The following is a 17519-nucleotide window of genomic DNA, read 5'->3' on the forward strand; positions in this document are numbered from 1 at the left end:
GAAAGGGAGCCGTCAGAGCTGGACGGCCGAGCGCTGCGTCAGCCCGTACTTGCTCGCGATCTGGTTCCACAGCTTCGAGGCCTGCTGCTTCTGCTTGGACGCGGTGCCGCTCGCCGCGTCGCCCGCCCGGCGCTCCGACGTCGGCTTCGCGTGGCCCTTCTTGCACAGCGCGTGCTTCTTGGCTGCGACCTGGTCGCCCCACTTCGCGTAGTGGCTGTCCGCGGACGCGGACGCCTTCCAGGCGCTGGTGAGCGCGGCCGTGAGGCGCGCGTGCTCGGGCAGCTCGTCCACCTGGAGCGAGCCGAGGCGCGTCACCAGGTCGTTGCGCTGGTTCGCCGCGCCGCGCAGGTCCTTCGAGGCCTGCGGCAGCGCCTTGCAGCCGCCGATGTTCGCGACCGAACGCACCACGGCGGAGCGGCTGTTGTTGGAGTCGCCGAGCAGCTTGTCGAGCTCGACGGCCTGCGCCTTGGCCGGGTCCGCGGACGGCGAGGGCGACTCGGAGGCGGGCGCAGAGTCCGACACGTTCTTCGTCGCGTCCGTCTTCTTGTCGTCGTCCCCGCCGCTGAGCATGGCGCCCGCGCCGACACCCACGACGAGAATGGCCACACCGACCGCGGCGATCAGCGGTGCCTTGGAACCGGTGCGGGTCTTGCCGCCGCGCGGGGGCTCGGGCTCGTACCCGTACTGCTGCGGGGGCGGCGTCATGCCCGGCATCCCCGGTCCGCCGGGCCCCGCCTGCGCCGCGTGCGGGTCGAAGCGCGGCATCTGCTGCGTCGCCTCGGCGCGGCCCTCCGGCTCCGTACGGAACAGGGCGTCGAACTCGGCCGGCGGCTGCCGCTCACCGGGCGCTCCGGGGCGTACGCCGTAGCCCTGGTCCTGCGGGGGCATCGCCTGGCCCGGCATCGGCTGGCCCGGCATCGGCTGGCCCGGCATCGGCTGCCCGGGCACCGGCGGTATGTACTGCGTGGCCTCGCTGTCGGAGGCCCCGTGACCGGGCGGCGCCGCGTCGGGCATCGGCTGTGCGCGCCCCAGGAACTGCGTGGCGTCCGGAGCGGGCGCCTCCGGCGGCAGCCCCGGCCCTGCCGCGTGCTGGACGGCCTGCTGCTGGGCGGACGGCGGTATGTACTGCGTGGCGTCCCCGTCGTACGCACCGGGGGCGGGCCCCGCGGGAGCGGCGGGCGGCAGCGGCCCCGCCTCCGGGTACTGCCGCGGCAGCGCCTGCGCGGTCGGCTGCTGGGGCAGTGCGCCCCCGTACGACTGCGGCGGCAACGCCCCGGCGTCGTGCTGCGGCGCGGGCGGCATCGGCGCGGAGCCCTGCGGCTGACCCCACTCGTACGTCGGCGTGGACCCGTCGTAGGTCGGCATCGGCCCGGCGTTGTGCGCCTGCTGGGACTCGGGCCCCCACGGCTGCCCCCACGGGCTCGCGCCCGCGGGACCCGCCTGGTCGCCGTACGTGCCCGGCAACAGGGGCTCACCGCCGTCGGCAGGCAGCACGACACCTTCGTGTGCCTGCCGCGCCTGCGGAAGGTGCGGGCTTTCGCCCTGCCCACTCTGCCCGCTCTGCTCCGTCACCGTAAGACTCCTACGTAGGGGGTCCGAATCGTCGGCTCACGCTACCGGGTCTTCGTACGCCCTTGCTACGCACCTCAAATCCCGGAAGCCTCCCCAGTGACGCGACTAACAAAACCGGCCGCCGGCTTGCCCGTTATGACACAGCTCACGCCGCCTGGGGCTCCATGCGCGCCCCGAACTCCCGCACCACGGGCTCCTCCCGGAACGGGTCGAGGCGCTCCCTGAGGTCGTCCAGATACTCCGCGCCCCGGTTCGAACGCACCGTTCCGAGCAGCTCAACGGCCCGAAGTCCCGTGTGACAGGCCTGTTCCACCTCACGCTGCTGCACCTGCGCGGTCGCGAGAAGCACGAGGCCGATCGCGCGCCGGCGCGCACGCGACTCCGGGTGCCCGTCCAGCGACTCCTGCGCACACCGCGCCGCGTCCCGGGACTGACCCAAATCGCGGTGGCAGTGCGCCAGTTCGTCCGCCAGATAGGCGTGGTCGAAGTGGGCGATCCACACCGGGTCGTCCCCGGAGCCGGTCCGCCCGTCGGCCTGCTCCATGGCGGCGACCGCGCGCGAGGAGGAGGACTGCGCCGACCGGGCATCCCCGAGAAGTGCGTGGCCGCGCGCCTCGGCGGCATGGAACATCGCCTCAGCGCGCGGCGTCACACGCCCGCGCGCCCCCTCCTGAGCCGCGCGGGCGAGCTGGGAGATCTCGCGCGGATTGCCGAGCTGGGCCGCCAGGTGACTCATGGACGCGGCCAGTACGTACCCGCCGTAGCCACGGTCACCGGCCGCCTGCGCGAGACGCAGCGCCTGGATGTAGTACCGCTGGGCGAGACCCGGCTGCCCGGTGTCGATCGCCATGTACCCGGCGAGCTCCGTCAACCGCGCGACGGCGGAGAACAGTTCACGCCCCACCGCCTCCCGGTACGAGCCCGCGAGCAGCCCGCTCACCACACTGTTCAGGTAGTGCACGACCACAGGCCGGACATGCCCGCTCCCGTACTGATGGTCGAGGTCGGTCAGCGCCTGCGTCATCGCCCGCACCGCCGCCACGTCCGAGGGCCCGACCCGCGGCCCGGCCGTCCGCGCCACCTGCGAGTCCGGCACGGAGATCAGCCAGTCCCGGCTCGGCTCGACGAGCGCCGACGAGGCGACCGACGAGCCGGAGAGAAAGTCCCGCCGTCCCACGTCACTGCGCCACAACTCGCAGACCTGCTCGATGGCGCCGAGCACGGTCGGCGAGAACTGGAGCCCGACACCGGAGGCCAGGTTCTTCCCGTTGGCCATCCCGATCTCGTCGATCGTCACCGTGCGGCCGAGCTTGCGGCCCAGCGCCTCCGCGATGATCCCCGGCGCCCTGCCGCGCGGCTGCTGCCCGCGCAGCCAGCGCGCCACCGACGTCTTGTCGTAGCGCAGGTCGAGCGCGTGCTCCGCCCCGCACATGTTGACCCGGCGTGCGAGCCCCGCGTTCGAACAGCCCGCTTCCTGGATGAGCGCTTGCAGCCGTTCATTGGGCTGTCGCGCGACGAGCGGCCGTGCGGCCATGACGTACCCCCTGCTGTGCCCGTCCGGGTGTCCGACTGCCGGTCAACAGCCGGTCGTTGGATCATCACTGCCCTGGGTGGAAACGGAAGATGCGCCACAAACGGGTGGCAACCACCCGCCCGCGTGACACCACCCCGGAGCGTTGTCGTTCGCGTCGCCGTTCTCGTTGTCTCCCCGCACTACCCACGACCCGGGGCCTCCTCGCCCGCGCGCCCCCACTCATGCACCCATGCGCCCCACGTGCGGGAACGATGCCCCCGCTCCGCCCGTACGTGCGCCCGTAACCCTCCGTGGCGGCGGGAGTTGAGAACGACGTGGAAGAGACCATCGCAGGCACCTCGGACGTCAGCCCACCCGCCACCGCCGCCGGACAGATCCCGCAGCAGCGCGGCGACTCGCTCCTGGACACCGCCGTCCGCTACGCGGAGGAGCGGCACTGGGACGTGTTCCCCGGCACCTGGCTGGAGATCGGCGACGGCGTCCAGCGCTGCTCGTGCGGCTCCCCCCAGTGCCCCGCCCCCGGCGCGCACCCCGCCCGCCCCGACTGGGCGAACCAGGCGACCGGCAGCGCGACCGTGGCCCGCCGCCTGTGGTCGAAGCAGCCCAACGCGTCGATCCTCCTCCCCACGGGCCGCACCTTCGACGCGATCGACGTCCCCGAGACCGCCGGCTTCCTCGCCCTCGCCCGCATGGAGCGCATGGAACTCACCCTCGGCCCCGTGACCTGCACCCCGGACCGCCGCATGCAGTTCTTCGTACTGCCCGGCGCGACCGTCAAGGTCCCCGACCTCGTCCGCAAGATCGGCTGGCCCCCGGCCTCCCTCGACCTGCTCGCGCTCGGCGAGGGCCAGTACGTCGCCGCTCCCCCGACCCGCTTCGGCAGCCGGGGCGCCGCCCAGTGGGCCTGCCGCCCGACCGCCGCGAACCGCTGGCTCCCCGACGCGGAGGAACTCATCTCCCCCTTGGCGTACGCGTGCGGACGCGAGGGCCGACGCGGGTAGCACGTCCCGGTGGCCCGCCCTCGGCCGACGTATCGTGCCCGGACGGACGAAGACGACGAAGGGCGGGCACAGTTGACCTCGGCCGAGGAAACCGCAGCCGTACGCGTACACGACCTATGGAAGTCGTTCGGTCAGCAGACCGCCGTGGCCGGCATCGAACTCGCCCTCCCCGCCGGACGGTTCATCGGCCTCGTCGGGCCCAACGGAGCGGGCAAGACCACCACGCTCTCCATGGTCACCGGCCTGCTCCGCCCCGACCAGGGCACCGTGCACGTCGCGGGACACGACGTCTGGGCCGACCCCGCCGAGGTCAAGGCACGCATCGGCGTCCTCCCCGAGGGCCTGCGCCTCTTCGAACGCCTCTCCGGCCACGAACTCCTCGCGTACACCGGCAGATTGCGCGGACTGCCCGGCGCGGAGGTCGACAAACGCGCCGCCCAGCTCCTCGACGTACTGGACCTCGCCGGGGCCGCCAACAAGCTCGTCGTCGACTACTCGACCGGCATGCGCAAGAAGATCGGCCTCGCCGCGGCCCTCCTCCACAATCCCGAAGTCCTCTTCCTGGACGAACCGTTCGAGGGCGTCGACCCCGTCTCCGCCCAGATCATCCGCGGCGTCCTGGAGCGCTACACACGCTCCGGCGCCACCGTCGTCTTCTCCTCCCACGTCATGGAACTCGTCGAATCGCTCTGCGACTGGGTCGCGGTCATGGCGGCGGGCCGCATCCGGGCCCAGGGCCCGCTGGCGGAGGTCCGCGGCGAGGCGAACTCCTTGCAGGAGGCGTTCCTGAACCTGGTGGGGGCGCAGGGACGGGACGGCGGGGGCACACTGGACTGGCTGGGCAGCAGGTCAGCACCACAATTCGAAGCCCCTGCGGCGATTGAGCAGCGGGGTCCGGGGCAGAGCCCCGAGACGTCAACCCCGCCGCAGCACAACAAGCGGACCCGCCCGTGACCACAACCCTGGTCCGCCTCAAGCTCGCGCTGCTGCGCAACGGCCTCCGCCAGTCCGCCGGCCGCCGCGCCGCCTACATCGCCTCGCTCCTCGCGGCAGCGCTCGTCGCCGCACTCCAGCTCCTCGGCCTGATCCTCCTCCACGGCAACGCGCACGCCGCCACGATCGGCATCCCCCTCACCACCCTCCTCGCCCTCGGCTGGGCGGTCCTCCCGCTCTTCTTCCCGAGCGGCGACGAGACCCTCGACCCCACCCGCCTCGCGATGCTCCCGCTGCGCCCCGACCCGCTGGTCCGCGGCCTGCTCGTGGCATCACTCGTCGGCATCGGCCCGCTCTTCACCCTCTGCCTCGCGTTCGGCGCGGCCTACGCGGTGGCACACGGAGCAGCCGCCGCGGCCGTTGCGGTACTGGCGATCCCCCTCACCGTCCTCACCTGCGTCGCCCTCGCCCGCACCGTGGCCGCCGCCAACATCCGCCTGCTCACCAGCCGCAAGGGCCGCGACCTCGCCGTCCTCAGCGGCCTCGTCATCGCGGTCGGCGCGCAGCTCGTGAACTTCGGGGTGCAGCGGCTCGGCGCGGCCGGCGGGGTGGACGCGCTCGACCCCGTGGCGAAGGTCCTGGGCTGGATCCCGCCGGCCTCGGCGATCGCGGCGGTCGACGCGACGAGCAAGGGCTCGTACGGAACGGCGCTCGCCCAGTTCGCCCTCTGCGCGGCCGCGCTCCTGACACTCCTGACCCTCTGGCGGCGCGCCCTGACCCGCCTGATGACCGCTCCGGACGGCTCCACCATCGAGGCCGCGGCCCCGGGACGCCGCCGCAATGGCCCCCGGCGACGCCTCCTCCCCGAGGGCCGCACCGGCACGGTCATGGAGCGCAGCCTCCGCTACGTATGGCGCGACCCGAAGACCAAGGCGGCCTGGGTCACCTCCCTGGCGATCGGCCTGATCGTCCCCGTCTTCAACGCCCTCCAGGGCACCGGCACCGTCTACTTCGCGTGCTTCGCCTCCGGGATGCTCGGCATCCAGATGTACAACCAGTTCGGCCAGGACACCTCGGCGTTCTGGATGGTCGCGATGACGATCGCGTCGCCGAAGGACGCCTACGCCGAACTACGCGCGCGTGCACTGGCCCTCGTCCTGATCACCCTGCCGTACGCCACGCTCGTCACCTTCGTCACGACGGCCATGCTGGACGCCTGGCCGGCCCTCCCCGAAGTACTCGGCCTCTCCTACGCGCTGCTCGGCGCGATGCTCGCCACCGGCGCGTGGACCTCGGCCCGCTTCCCCTACTCGATCCCGCAGGAGGGCTACAAGAACGTCGCGCCGGGCCAGGCGGGACTGGCCTGGATCTCCATCTTCGGCGGCATGGTCGCGGCGGCCCTCCTGTGCGCACCGCTCCTGGCCCTGGCGATCACCCTGCACGCGACGGGCTCGGCCTCCTGGAGCTGGATCCTGCTGCCCGTCGGCGCGGCGTACGGGGCGGCGACGACGCTCCTCGGCCTCCGACTGGCGGCCCCGCGCACGGCGGACCGCCTGCCGGAGATCCTGCTGGCGGTCAGCAAGGGCTGAGAACGCAGACGACCCGCGAGCCTGGGTTCCTCCCGTACGAGACGGTCGGAAGCCGGCCGGACGTACCGGCGGCTCGCGGGTCGGGTGACTGCTTGGGATTGGGCCGGCTGCACGCACATATCGCGCGCTGGTCCGGCGCCGAATTCGAAATGCGACGTCGGGCCGCTAGCCCGCAGTCACCTCAACTGTCCGGCGTACATACATTCTCCGAACCACCTCCCTTCCGGTCGTGCTACGCAGACTAGGAACCCTCACGTCAGGTCTCAACCGATTTTCCGAGCCATTGACGCACCGGCTTCCTGACGACTGCTGTACGCGTAGCCGTCCGCCACCGGCAGTGGCGACCACTCCAGCGTTACACCGGATCCATCGCGCGATGGCCGGACAACATCAATCGCGGGTGAGGCCGTCAGCACGGGGAGCACCACTACGCCTACGCCCCCGCCGTCCCGTCGATCGCCTCGCGCAGCATGTCCGCGTGGCCGTTGTGGCGGGCGTACTCCTCGATCAGGTGGGTGAGGATCCAGCGGAGGGAGACCTTGGGGTCGCCGGTGAAGGCGGCTTCCGCGGGGGAGAGGGTGCCGGTGGCGTCCAGGGGGGCGGTCGCGGTGAGTTCGCGGGCGCGGGCGATTTCCGTGCGCCATTGGGCGAGGGCGTCCGGGAGGGTGCGGTCCTCGGTGAGGGTGAAGGCGTCCGGGCCCGCTGTCTCGTACACCGGTGGGGTGTCGTGGGCGCCCGCGAAGACCCGCTGGAACCAGTTGCGTTCGACCTCTGCCAGGTGCTGGACCAGGCCGAGGAGGGTGAGCGACGACGAGGGGATCGCACGCGCGCGTGCCTGGGCGTCCGTCAGGTTCGCGCACTTGATGGCCAGCGTTTCGCGGTGGAAGTCCAACCAGCCTTCGAGGGTGGAGCGTTCGTCGGAGGTCGGGGGCGGGACGGGGCGGCCGTCGGGCAGAGTCGTCATACGTTGCATGCTGGTTGTATGTGCTCTTCCGTTTCTCCGAACTTGCGTGAAGTCCGTGTGGGATGCGTCACGTTCGAGTTGAATGATCTGGAGCGGTACGAGGAATTCGTCGCGCCGACACAGCCTGCAGGGGGTTCCAGGTGAGTGCTTCCCGGCGTAGTGGGACCACTGATGAGCTCGGGCCCGAGGAGCCCGAGCCGGACGGGGCCGATCTGCTGGCCGCGTTGTTGGACGGCATGGACGCCGCGTTGTGCGCCTTCGACGCCGATGGGGTCGTGACCCATTGGAACCGCGAGGCCGAACGGGTGCTCGGCTGGTCGGCCGAGGAGGCCGTGGGGCGGCACGGGTTCGCGGGCTGGGCCGTGCGGCCCGCCGACGCGGAGGAGGTGCAGGGGCGGCTGCTGGCCTCGATGCACGCTCCGGGGCGTCAGGTGAACGAGTTCGCGCTGCTCACCAAGGAGGGTGGGCGGGTGCTCGTGCGGACGCAGTCCGCCGCCGTGCGCGGGCCCGACGGGAAGCCCGCCGGGGTGTACTGCGCGTTCAGTGAGGTGCACGCGCAGATCGATCTGGAGCGGTCCATCGCGCTGAGCGAGGCGCTGTTCGAGGACGCCGCGTGGGGTGTCGTGCTGGTCGACGCGGATCTGCGCCCCGCCGTGATGAACGGGCATGCCGCGCGGGCCATGGGCACCGGGCGCACCGCCGCGCTGGGGCGGCCGCTCGGGGATCTGGTCGGGCAGGGCGTGGAGGAGCTGGAGAGCGCGCTGGCCCATGTGCTCGCCGAGGGCGCGCCGCCGTCGCCGACGGAGGTGTGGGTGACGCTGCGGCGGCCCGGCGAGGCTGGCGGGCGCACGGAGCGCCGGTGCTGGCGCAGCGGGTTCGTACGGCTGGCGTCGCCACTCGCGGAGGAGCCGGTGCCGCTGGGTGTCGGCTGGCTGTTCCAGGACGTGACCGAGGCGAAGCAGAACGAGCAGGAGGCGGCGCAGCTGCGGTTCCGGTCGCAGCAGTTGCACCGTGCGGCGCGGGCCGCGGCCGAGTGCGAGGACCCGGCCGAGGCGGCGACGGTGCATCTGGACTTCGCGCTGGCGGGTTTCGCCGATCACGCGGTGATCGATTTGGTGGCGAGCGAGGAGCCGCTGCGTCTCGTGCGGGCCGCGGCGACGCCTTCGGGGGCGCCGGGGCCGAGTCTGCTGGTGTCGCGGGGTGCGCTGCCGGTGCGGTACGCGGAGGGGCATCCGGCGTTGCAGTGCGTGGAGCGGGCGGGGTCCGTGCGGGCCGCCGCGGAGGGTGGCGTGGTCCGCGCGGACTGGGCTCTGGACCGGCAGTGGCCGGAGGGCACGGTGTTCGCGTTGTGCGCGGCGCTGCGCAGCCGGGGCAGGACGGTCGGCGTGGTGACGTTTCTGCGGGGTGCGAGCAGGGTCGGGTTCGAGCGCGGGGACGCCGTGTACGCGGAGAGCGTGGCGGTGCGGATCGCCGGTGCGGTGGACCTGGCGTGGGCGCTGGCGGCGGAGCGGTAGGGGCGGGCGTGCAGGGCCCGGGTCTTCACCGCCGGTAGTAGATCCGGTCCCCGTACTCCTCGAAGACCCGCGCGTTCCACTCCAGGCCGCCGTCGACGTTCCCCGAGCGCAGCAGTGGGGGCTGGATGCCCCGGTCGGCGAGGGTCGCGGCGCAGGTCGCGAGGGTCGCCTGCATGAGGGCGCTGGCGGTGACCGTGGAGGCGGGCGCGAAGGGGGTGTCGACGCCCTCGTGGGTGAGTTCGGCGTCGCCGATCGCGATCTTGGAGTCGAGGACGACGTCGCAGTGGTCGCGCAGGTAGCTGCCGGAGCTGTGGCGGGAGGTGGGGGCGTCGGGTCCGGTCGCGTACGACAGGGAGGTCACGCCGATGACCTTGATGCCGGCCGCGCGGGCGCTGAGAGCCATCTCCACGGGGAGGGCGTTGCGCCCGGACAGGGAGATGATGATCAGCGCGTCGCCCGCGCGCGCGGGGCTGGCCGCGAGGACCGCCGCCGCGAGCCCGTCGACCCGTTCGAGGGCGGAGCCGAGCGTCGCGGGCATGACGTCGATGCCGACGGTGCCGGGCACCGACAGCAGGTTCATCAGGGCGAGGCCGCCGGCCCGGTAGACGACGTCCTGTGCGGCGAGCCCGGAGTGGCCCGCGCCGAAGGCGAAGAGGCGGCCGCCCGCGGCGACGGTGTCGGCGAGGAGGGTGCCGGCGGCCACGATGTTGTCGGCCTCCTCGTCGCGGATCCTCGTGAGGAGCCCGATGGAGGCGTCGAGGTACTGCTCGGCCGGCCTGCTCTCGCTCATCGGCGTGCCCCTTGGGTCCTGGTGAGTCGGGTCGGATCTCGGTGGTGCGTGGCGCGTTCGCGGATCACGGTGCGGTCTGGACCAGTGCTCTGTCAATACGGTTCACGGCCCCTCCTGGCCCGTTGTTTCCCTGGCGCGTCACGGTTGTCAGCGGTATGCGTCAGAATTGAGTTCTGGGTTCCAGGGCCAGCGCACATGCTGCGCGGTCAGCCAGCGGAGCTGTCGCGAAGCGAGAGAGCTACACGAGGGGCACGTATGTCCGGACTGATCGACACCACGGAGATGTACCTCCGCACCATCCTCGAGCTGGAAGAGGAAGGTGTGGTCCCCATGCGCGCCCGGATCGCCGAGCGGCTCGACCAGAGCGGGCCGACGGTGAGCCAGACCGTGGCCCGCATGGAGCGGGACGGCCTGGTCGCCGTGGCCGCCGACCGGCACCTGGAGCTGACCGAGGAGGGCCGGCGCCTCGCGACGCGCGTGATGCGCAAGCACCGGCTCGCGGAGTGTCTGCTCGTGGACGTGATCGGCCTGGAGTGGGAGCAGGTGCACGCCGAGGCCTGCCGCTGGGAGCACGTGATGAGCGAGGCGGTGGAGCGCCGCGTACTGGAGCTGCTCCGCCACCCGACGGAGTCGCCGTACGGGAACCCGATCCCGGGCCTGGAGGAGCTGGGCGAGAAGGACGGGGCGAACCCGTTCCTGGACGAGGGCATGGTCTCGCTCTCCGACCTCGACCCGGGGGCCGACGGCAAGACGGTCGTGGTGCGCCGCATCGGCGAGCCGATCCAGACGGACGCGCAGCTCATGTACACGCTGCGCCGGGCGGGCGTGCAGCCCGGTTCGGTGGTCAGCGTGACGCAGTCGCCCGGCGGGGTGCTCGTGGGCAGCAGTGGTGAGGCGGCGGAGCTGGAGGCGGAGATCGCCTCGCACGTCTTCGTGGCGAAGCGCTGAGCCGAGCGGCCCCTTTCGCGCCGGGCGTCAACTTCCGTGTCGTGCGGGAAAGTTGACTTGTATCCCCACATGCTGCACTTCCGCACAGAAAACAAGATTCACTGTGCGGAACCGCAGCGATCGGACGCTCGGCGTGCAAGGCTGTCGCGTGAGGCATATGACCAGAGGGGGCCGCATGGACCGGCCGATCGGGGCGCGACGGGCCTGGGGGGCACGGGGTGCACCGGAGGCGGCGTCGAACGCCGCGCCACAGACAGAGGGCCCCGGCGCCTTGCGGCGCCGGGGCCTGTCCTCCCCTGTTCCGACCCGGAGCCCCGAGCTCCCAGGGTCGTTCCCCTCGGACCGATTTCCCCGAGCGGTCCGCCTCCCGCTGAAGAGATCCCCTCGACAGCGCCGGTCATTCCTTGAGTTCCGTCACTCAAATGAGGGGTGTTGTCCGAGAGCGGCACGCTTTCGAAAACAGGTTCGATAGCGTGCGCGGGTACGCGACTGCAGGCGCGACCACGAGGGGGTGCCAGGGCCTATGGCACGGCGCATCGACGTGACCGGAGCAGGCGGGATCCACCTGGCCGCCTGGGAATTCGCCGACCCGCCCAAGTCGGGCGAGGTCGGCCACAGCCCCGGAGTCCTGCTGCTGCACGGACTCATGGGGCGGGCGTCCCACTGGGCGGGGACGACGCGCTGGCTCGCCGAGCGACATCGCGCGGTCGCCCTCGACCAGCGCGGACACGGGCAGAGCGACAAGCCGCCGCAGGGCCCGTTCGACCGGGAGGCGTACGTCCTGGACGCGGAGGCGGCGCTCGTCCAGCTGGGGCTCGAACCGGCCGTTCTCATCGGGCACTCCATGGGAGCGCTCACGGCGTGGCAGCTCGCCGCCCGCCGGCCCGATCTCGTCCGCGGCCTGATCATCTGCGACATGCGGGCCTCCGCGCTCGGGGCCGCCTCCCAGCGGGAGTGGGAGGACTGGTTCAAGGCGTGGCCGCTGCCGTTCGCGACGCTCGCGGACGTGCGGAAGTGGTTCGGGGAGGACGACCCCTGGGTCGAGCGGCCCAACCCCGCGCGCGGTGAGTTCTACGCCGAGGTGATGACCGAGACGGCGGACGGCTGGCGGCCGGTGTTCTCGCGCCGCCAGATGCTCGAGGCGCGCTCCACGTGGGTCTACGACGCGCACTGGGAGGAGCTGGCGGCGGTCCAGTGCCCGGCGCTCGTGCTGCGCGGGCTCGACGGGGAGCTGGGGCGGGCGGAGGCGCAGGAGATGGTGCGGGTCCTTCCCAGGGGGGTGTACGGGGAGGTGGCCGATGCGGGGCATCTCGTGCACTACGACCAGCCGGAGGCGTGGCGCGCGGCGGTTGAGCCGTTCCTTGACGGGGTGCTGGCGGAGTTGTGACGGGGAGGCGGGGTTGACGTCTCGGGGCGCTGCCCCGGACCCCGCCGCTCCATCGCCGCGGGGGCTGAAAATGGTCACCCGCCGCCGAAGCCCGATGTGAGCACCCGTCACCAAGGGCTTGATGCAGGGATCGCTCAAGGGCTCAGGCGCTCCACCAGCCAGGTTGTCGTCCGGTCCGGCTCCCGGACATAGCGCAGGCGGTCGTGGAGGCGGTTTTCGCGGCCCTGCCAGAATTCGATGGTGCGGGGAGTGATCCGGTAGCCGCCCCAGTGCGGGGGGACCGGGACCTCGGTGCCCTGGGGGTAGCGGGCTGACAGGTCCGCGTAGTGGGCGTCGAGTTCCTCGCGGGAGGCGACCACGGAGGACTGCGCGCTGGCCCAGGCGCCGAGCTGGGAGCCGTGCGGGCGGGTGTGGAAGTACGCCTCGGTCTCGGCGCGCGACGTGCGCTCCGCCGTGCCCGTCACCAGGACCTGGCGGCCCATCGGGTGCCACGGGAAGAGCAGCGCCACGTGCGGGTTCGCGGAGAGGTCGCGCGCCTTGCGGGAGCCGTAGTTGGTGTAGAAGACGAAGCCCGCTTCGTCGTACGACTTGAGCAGCACCGTGCGCGAGCTGGGGCGGCCCTCGGCGTCGGCGGTGGAGACGACCATGGCGTTGGGTTCGGGCAGCGGGGAGCCCGGGGCCGCCGCCTGTTTGAACCAGCGCGTGAACTGTTCCATCGGATGCAGGGCGAGGTCCCCCTCCAGCAGGCCGCCGTCCTGGGCGCGGTACTGCTCGCGCATGTCGGCGAGGTCGAGTTCGGGATCGTCGTGGGCGCTCACGGCGTCATCCTGCCGGACGGACCGGTACGGACGCACTCAGGGTGAAACATGGCACTGAGTGCCGCGAGCTATCGCCAACTGTGGCACCGAGGGTTATCTTCCAGGGACCGCAACGGTTCAGCCGCCTGCCGTACGGGGCATCACGGGTGTACCCCCGTCCAGACACGGGTGATCCAGCACCCGGACTTGACCTGCCCACGCATCCAGAGGAGCCGCCCGATGTCCGACCTGACCCCCGGCTTTGTTCCAGGCCTCGAAGGTGTCGTCGCGTTCGAGACCGAGATCGCCGAACCGGACAAGGAAGGCGGCGCCCTGCGCTATCGGGGCGTCGACATCGAGGATCTGGTCGGCCACGTGTCGTTCGGGAACGTATGGGGGCTGCTGGTCGACGGCGCCTTCAACCCGGGCCTGCCGCCGGCCGAGCCGTTCCCGATCCCCGTCCACTCCGGTGACATCCGCGTCGACGTGCAGTCGGCGCTCGCCATGCTGGCCCCCGTGTGGGGCCTGAAGCCGCTGCTCGACATCGACGAGCAGCGGGCCCGCGACGACCTCGCGCGCGCCGCCGTCATGGCCCTGTCGTACGTCGCGCAGTCCGCGCGCGGGCAGGGCCTGCCGATGGTGCCGCAGCGGGAGATCGACAAGGCGGACACCGTCGTCGAGCGGTTCATGAAGCGCTGGCGCGGGGAGCCCGACCCGAAGCATGTCGCGGCCGTCGACGCGTACTGGACGTCGGCCGCCGAGCACGGCATGAACGCCTCTACGTTCACGGCCCGCGTCATCGCCTCCACCGGGGCGGATGTGGCGGCGGCGCTGTCCGGGGCGGTCGGGGCGATGTCCGGGCCGCTGCACGGCGGTGCGCCGTCCCGGGTCCTCGGGATGATCGAGGAGATCGAGCGGACCGGGGACGCGGACGCGTACGTCCGCCGGGCGCTGGACAAGGGCGAGCGGCTGATGGGCTTCGGGCACCGGGTGTACCGGGCGGAGGACCCGCGGGCGCGGGTGCTGCGGCGGACGGCGCGGGAGCTGGGGGCGCCGCGGTTCGAGGTGGCGGAAGCGCTTGAGAAGGCGGCGCTGGCGGAGTTGCACGCGCGGCGGCCGGATCGGGTGCTGGCCACGAACGTGGAGTTCTGGGCGGCGATCGTGCTGGACTTCGCGGAGGTGCCGGCGCACATGTTCACGTCGATGTTCACGTGTGCGAGGACCGCCGGTTGGAGCGCGCACATCCTTGAGCAGAAGCGTACGGGTCGGCTGGTCCGGCCCTCGGCCCGCTACACGGGTCCGGCGACCCGTCCTCCGCAGGAGATCGTCGGCTACGGGGACATCGCCCGGTAGCCGCCCCGCGGCCGGGTCCCGGTGCCCGTTCCGCGGCACCGGGGGCCGCCTTGCCCACCCTGCCGCCCAAGGCGGCAGATTGCCCAAGGCGGTGGCGGCACCCCGCGGGACCTACGCCCCCGGAGGGGGGAACGGGCCGGGCGGTGCGGGTAGGTATTTCAAGCCCCTGCGGCGATTGAGCAGCGGGGTCCGGGGCGGAGCCCCGTGGCCGCAACCACGGTGCCGGTGGGCGGGGAAGCGGGGTCAGCCCAAGACGCGGTCCACCAGCACCCCCCACTCCGCCACCACCCGTTCGCGGCGCGCCCTGTCGTCCGTGAGGAGGTTCGCGAGGCCGAGGCCGCGGGCCATGTCCAGAAGCCCCTGGACGACCTCCCGCACCCCGGGGACCGACTCGTCCGCGCCGAGCAGCTCCACCGCGATCCGGTGGGTCTCGCGGCCGACCCGCGCCTCCAACTCGGTCACCCGACCCCCCAGTTGCGGCTCGTTCGACGCGGCCACCCACAGGTGAAGCGCCGCCCGGAACAACGGCCCCGTGTAGAGGTCGACGAGCGCCGCGACGGCCTCCGCCCGCCCCTGCGGTCGCAGCGCCCGCAGCGCGGTGGAGCGTTCCTCGGCGACGTACTCGACGGCCGCGGTGAACAGGTCCTCGCGGGTCGGGAAGTGGTGCTGGGCGGCGCCGCGCGAGACTCCCGCGTGCTCGGCGACGACGGAGACCGTGGACCCGGCCCAGCCGTGCGCGGCGAGGCAGGCGACCGCGGACTCCAGGAGCCGCTGCCGCGTCACCCGCGAGCGGTCCTGCTTCGGCAGCGTCACAACACCCATGCGGCATCCCGTCGTTCGAGAAAGGCGGTCATGCCCTCGCGGGCCTGCGCGGAGCCGAACAGCCGCGCGGACAGCGCCGTCAGAGACTCCGCGTCCCGGTCGAAGGCCTCCAGGACCTTAACCGTGAGCAGCCGCTTCGTCTCGGCCAGGGCCTCGGGGGCCGCCTTCCGCAACCCTCCGACGAGCGGGTCGAGCGCCTCGTCCACGTCGTCGCCCGCCACCGTCACGAGCCCGATCCGCGCCGCCTCCGCCGCGTCGAAGCGCTCACCCGTCAGGTAGTAGCGGGCCGCCGCGCGCGGATCGAGCCGCGGCAGCAGCGGCATGGAGATCACGGCGGGCGCGACCCCGATGCGCACCTCGGTGAAGGCGAAGGACGAGGCCGAGGAGGCCGCCGCCAGGTCGCAGGCGCCGAGCAGGCCGAGGCCACCGGCCCGGACATGCCCGTCGACCCGCGCCACCACCGGCTTGCCGAGCTCCACGAGCTGCCGCAGCAGCCCCACCAGCGCGTCCGGGTCCGGCGGATCGCGCAGGTCGGCGCCCGCGCAGAAGGTGCCGCCGGTGTGGGTGAGGACGACGGCGCGGACGTCACGGTCCTTGTCCGCCTCCCGCAGCCGGTCCCCCAGCTCGCCGACGAGGGCCGCCGACAGGGCGTTGCGGTGGGCGGGCGAGTCGAGGGCGAGGGTGGTCACGCCGCGCTCGTGGGCGTGCGCCACCAGGTTCCCCGACGCGTTCCCAACTGCCATCACATCTCCCTCAGTTCGCGCCGCAGGATCTTCCCGGAGGCCGCGCGCGGCACCCCGTCGATGAACGCGACGCGGCGGATCTTCTTGTACGGGGCGACGCGTTCGGCGACGTAACCCAGTACGTCGTCGGCGCCGAGCGCGGGGTCGGCGCGGACGACGAACGCCTTCGGGATCTCGTTGCCGTCCTCGTCGAGGACGCCGACGACGGCCGCGTCGGCGATGCCCTCATGCGTGAGCAGCAGTGCTTCCAGATCCGCGGGGGCGACCTGGAAGCCCTTGTACTTGATGAGTTCCTTGACCCGGTCGACGACGAACAGCCAGCCGTCCGCGTCGACGCGCCCCACGTCCCCGGTGCGCAGCCACCCGTCGCAGTCGATCATGTCGGCTGTGGTGTCGGGGCGGCCGAGGTAGCCCTTCATGACCTGCGGCCCGCGGATCAGGACCTCGCCGGGTTCGCCGGGCTCGACGTCCTTCGCCGGGTCGTCGAGGGACACGATCCGCATCTCGGTGGAGGCGATGAGCCTGCCCACCGCGCCGGGTGGCGGATTCTTCGCGTCGTACGGGACGACGTGCGTGCCGGGCGAGAGCTCCGTCATGCCGTAGGCCTGGCCGACGGGCGGCAGGCCGAGGCGGCGCGCGCAGGCGAGCGCGAGTTCGCCGTCGAGGGGCGCGGCGGCGCTGATGACGTGCCGCAGCGACGACAGGTCGTAGCCCTCGACGGCCGGGTGCTTGGCGAGGGCGAGGACGATCGGCGGGGCGACGTACAGGTGGGTGATGCGGTGCTTCTCGATCGCGGCGAGGAACGTGTCGAGGTCGAAGCGGGGCAGCACGACGACGGTGGAGCCCTGCCGCAGCGGGCCGTTCATGAGCGCCGTGAGGCCGTAGATGTGGAAGAAGGGCAGGACGGCGAGGATGCGGTCGCCGGGTCCCGTCGGGAGGACCGGCTGGAGCTGTTCGAGGTTCGTGGCGATGTTGCGGTGGGTGAGCATGACGCCCTTGGGCGTGCCGGTGGTGCCCGACGAGTACGGCAGGGCGGCCACGTCCTCGGCCGGGTCGATGGCGACGTGCGGCTCGGGCGCCCCGGTGCCGAGCATGTCCATGAGCGAACGGTGGCCGGAGTCCCCCGCCGGGTCGCAGACGAAGATCTCCCGTACGCCGCCCGCGAGTTCGGCCGCCGCGCGGGCCGCCTCGATGAAGGGCGTGATGGTGACGATCCAGCCGGCGCCCGAGTCCCGCAGCTGCCGGGCGAACTCCTCGGGCGTCGACAGCGGGTGCACGGTGGTCACGGAGGCGCCCGCGCGCGTGGCGCCGTAGAACGCCACCGGGTAGGCGATCGTGTTGGGGCTGTGCAGCGCCACCACGTCGCCCTTGCGCACGCCCGCTTCGGCGAGCCCGGCCGCCACCTTGCGATGGAAGACGTCGAGCTGGGCGTACGAAAGGGGGGTGCCGGCCACCCCGTCGACGAGGGCGGGGGCGTCGCCGCGGGCGGCCGCGCCCCCGAGCACGGCGTCGTGGATGGGCTCGTCGACGACTGCGACGTCCGCGTACTCACTCACGTACACCATGCCGAAC

15 protein-coding genes are annotated in these 17519 nt (G+C 72.6%); 7 read left to right on the forward strand and 8 right to left on the reverse strand.

The annotated features are described in order from the left end of the window. Positions 1 to 12: 12 nt before the first annotated feature. Positions 13 to 1572, reverse strand: coding sequence for a hypothetical protein (locus ACNYS0_RS18420; RefSeq protein ID WP_422474999.1), 1560 nt, complete (start codon positions 1570 to 1572; stop codon positions 13 to 15). Positions 1573 to 1717: 145 nt separating this feature from the next. Next, the gene (locus tag ACNYS0_RS18425; RefSeq protein ID WP_422475001.1) at positions 1718 to 3106 is read right to left on the reverse strand and encodes an NsdA family TPR-like regulatory protein; all 1389 of its coding nucleotides are present in this window, start codon (positions 3104 to 3106) and stop codon (positions 1718 to 1720) included. 314 nt (positions 3107 to 3420) lie between these two features. Between ACNYS0_RS18425 and ACNYS0_RS18430 the strand changes: the two genes are divergently transcribed. From ACNYS0_RS18430 to ACNYS0_RS18440, 3 genes are all read left to right on the forward strand, one after another. Continuing rightward, entirely contained in the window at positions 3421 to 4107 is a 687-nt protein-coding gene (locus ACNYS0_RS18430) for a bifunctional DNA primase/polymerase (RefSeq protein ID WP_422475003.1), read from the forward strand. A 72-nt stretch (positions 4108 to 4179) separates the two neighbouring features. Then, complete coding sequence (locus tag ACNYS0_RS18435) at positions 4180 to 5061, forward strand: ABC transporter ATP-binding protein (RefSeq protein ID WP_422475005.1); 882 nt, start codon at positions 4180 to 4182, stop codon at positions 5059 to 5061. Then, entirely contained in the window at positions 5058 to 6629 is a 1572-nt protein-coding gene (locus tag ACNYS0_RS18440; RefSeq protein ID WP_422475007.1) for a transporter, read from the forward strand. Before ACNYS0_RS18435 ends, ACNYS0_RS18440 begins: the two co-directional genes overlap by 4 nt. 433 nt (positions 6630 to 7062) lie before the next feature. Here ACNYS0_RS18440 and ACNYS0_RS18445 read toward each other — a convergent pair whose 3' ends face one another. Next, positions 7063 to 7593, reverse strand: a complete 531-nt coding sequence (locus ACNYS0_RS18445; RefSeq protein WP_422475009.1) for a DinB family protein — start codon at positions 7591 to 7593, stop codon at positions 7063 to 7065. Between the two features lie 140 nt (positions 7594 to 7733). Here ACNYS0_RS18445 and ACNYS0_RS18450 point away from each other — a divergent pair, with 140 nt between their 5' ends. Next, positions 7734 to 9107, forward strand: coding sequence for a PAS domain-containing protein (locus ACNYS0_RS18450; RefSeq protein ID WP_422475011.1), 1374 nt, complete (start codon positions 7734 to 7736; stop codon positions 9105 to 9107). Positions 9108 to 9132: 25 nt separating this feature from the next. Here ACNYS0_RS18450 and ACNYS0_RS18455 read toward each other — a convergent pair whose 3' ends face one another. Beyond that, complete coding sequence (locus ACNYS0_RS18455; protein ID WP_422475013.1) at positions 9133 to 9897, reverse strand: SIS domain-containing protein; 765 nt, start codon at positions 9895 to 9897, stop codon at positions 9133 to 9135. Positions 9898 to 10152: 255 nt separating this feature from the next. Here ACNYS0_RS18455 and ACNYS0_RS18460 point away from each other — a divergent pair, with 255 nt between their 5' ends. Continuing rightward, on the forward strand, positions 10153 to 10845 hold the full coding sequence (locus tag ACNYS0_RS18460; protein WP_351342484.1) for an iron-dependent transcriptional repressor DtxR: 693 nt from the start codon (positions 10153 to 10155) through the stop codon (positions 10843 to 10845). A 523-nt stretch (positions 10846 to 11368) separates the two neighbouring features. Further along, positions 11369 to 12232 (forward strand): alpha/beta fold hydrolase, encoded by an 864-nt coding sequence (locus ACNYS0_RS18465; protein ID WP_422475015.1) that lies wholly within the window; start codon positions 11369 to 11371, stop codon positions 12230 to 12232. Between the two features lie 134 nt (positions 12233 to 12366). On the opposite strand, the gene pdxH is transcribed toward ACNYS0_RS18465, so the two are convergent. Continuing rightward, positions 12367 to 13011, reverse strand: coding sequence for a pyridoxamine 5'-phosphate oxidase (pdxH, locus tag ACNYS0_RS18470; RefSeq protein WP_422482712.1), 645 nt, complete (start codon positions 13009 to 13011; stop codon positions 12367 to 12369). A 258-nt stretch (positions 13012 to 13269) separates the two neighbouring features. Here pdxH and ACNYS0_RS18475 point away from each other — a divergent pair, with 258 nt between their 5' ends. Continuing rightward, complete coding sequence (locus ACNYS0_RS18475; protein ID WP_422475017.1) at positions 13270 to 14382, forward strand: citrate synthase 2; 1113 nt, start codon at positions 13270 to 13272, stop codon at positions 14380 to 14382. 243 nt (positions 14383 to 14625) lie between these two features. Here ACNYS0_RS18475 and ACNYS0_RS18480 read toward each other — a convergent pair whose 3' ends face one another. From ACNYS0_RS18480 to ACNYS0_RS18490, 3 genes are read right to left on the reverse strand one after another with little or no spacing between them, the layout of a single operon-like run. Further along, complete coding sequence (locus tag ACNYS0_RS18480) at positions 14626 to 15204, reverse strand: TetR/AcrR family transcriptional regulator (protein WP_422475019.1); 579 nt, start codon at positions 15202 to 15204, stop codon at positions 14626 to 14628. Next, positions 15192 to 15947, reverse strand: a complete 756-nt coding sequence (locus ACNYS0_RS18485; protein WP_422475021.1) for an enoyl-CoA hydratase family protein — start codon at positions 15945 to 15947, stop codon at positions 15192 to 15194. Before ACNYS0_RS18485 ends, ACNYS0_RS18480 begins: the two co-directional genes overlap by 13 nt. After that, the gene (locus tag ACNYS0_RS18490) at positions 15947 to 17509 is read right to left on the reverse strand and encodes a 4-coumarate--CoA ligase family protein (RefSeq protein ID WP_422482714.1); all 1563 of its coding nucleotides are present in this window, start codon (positions 17507 to 17509) and stop codon (positions 15947 to 15949) included. The genes ACNYS0_RS18485 and ACNYS0_RS18490 overlap by 1 nt, the downstream gene beginning before the upstream one ends. Positions 17510 to 17519 lie beyond the last annotated feature (10 nt).

The sequence above is a fragment of the Streptomyces anthophorae genome, assembly GCF_049310305.1.
Lineage (GTDB): Bacteria > Actinomycetota > Actinomycetes > Streptomycetales > Streptomycetaceae > Streptomyces.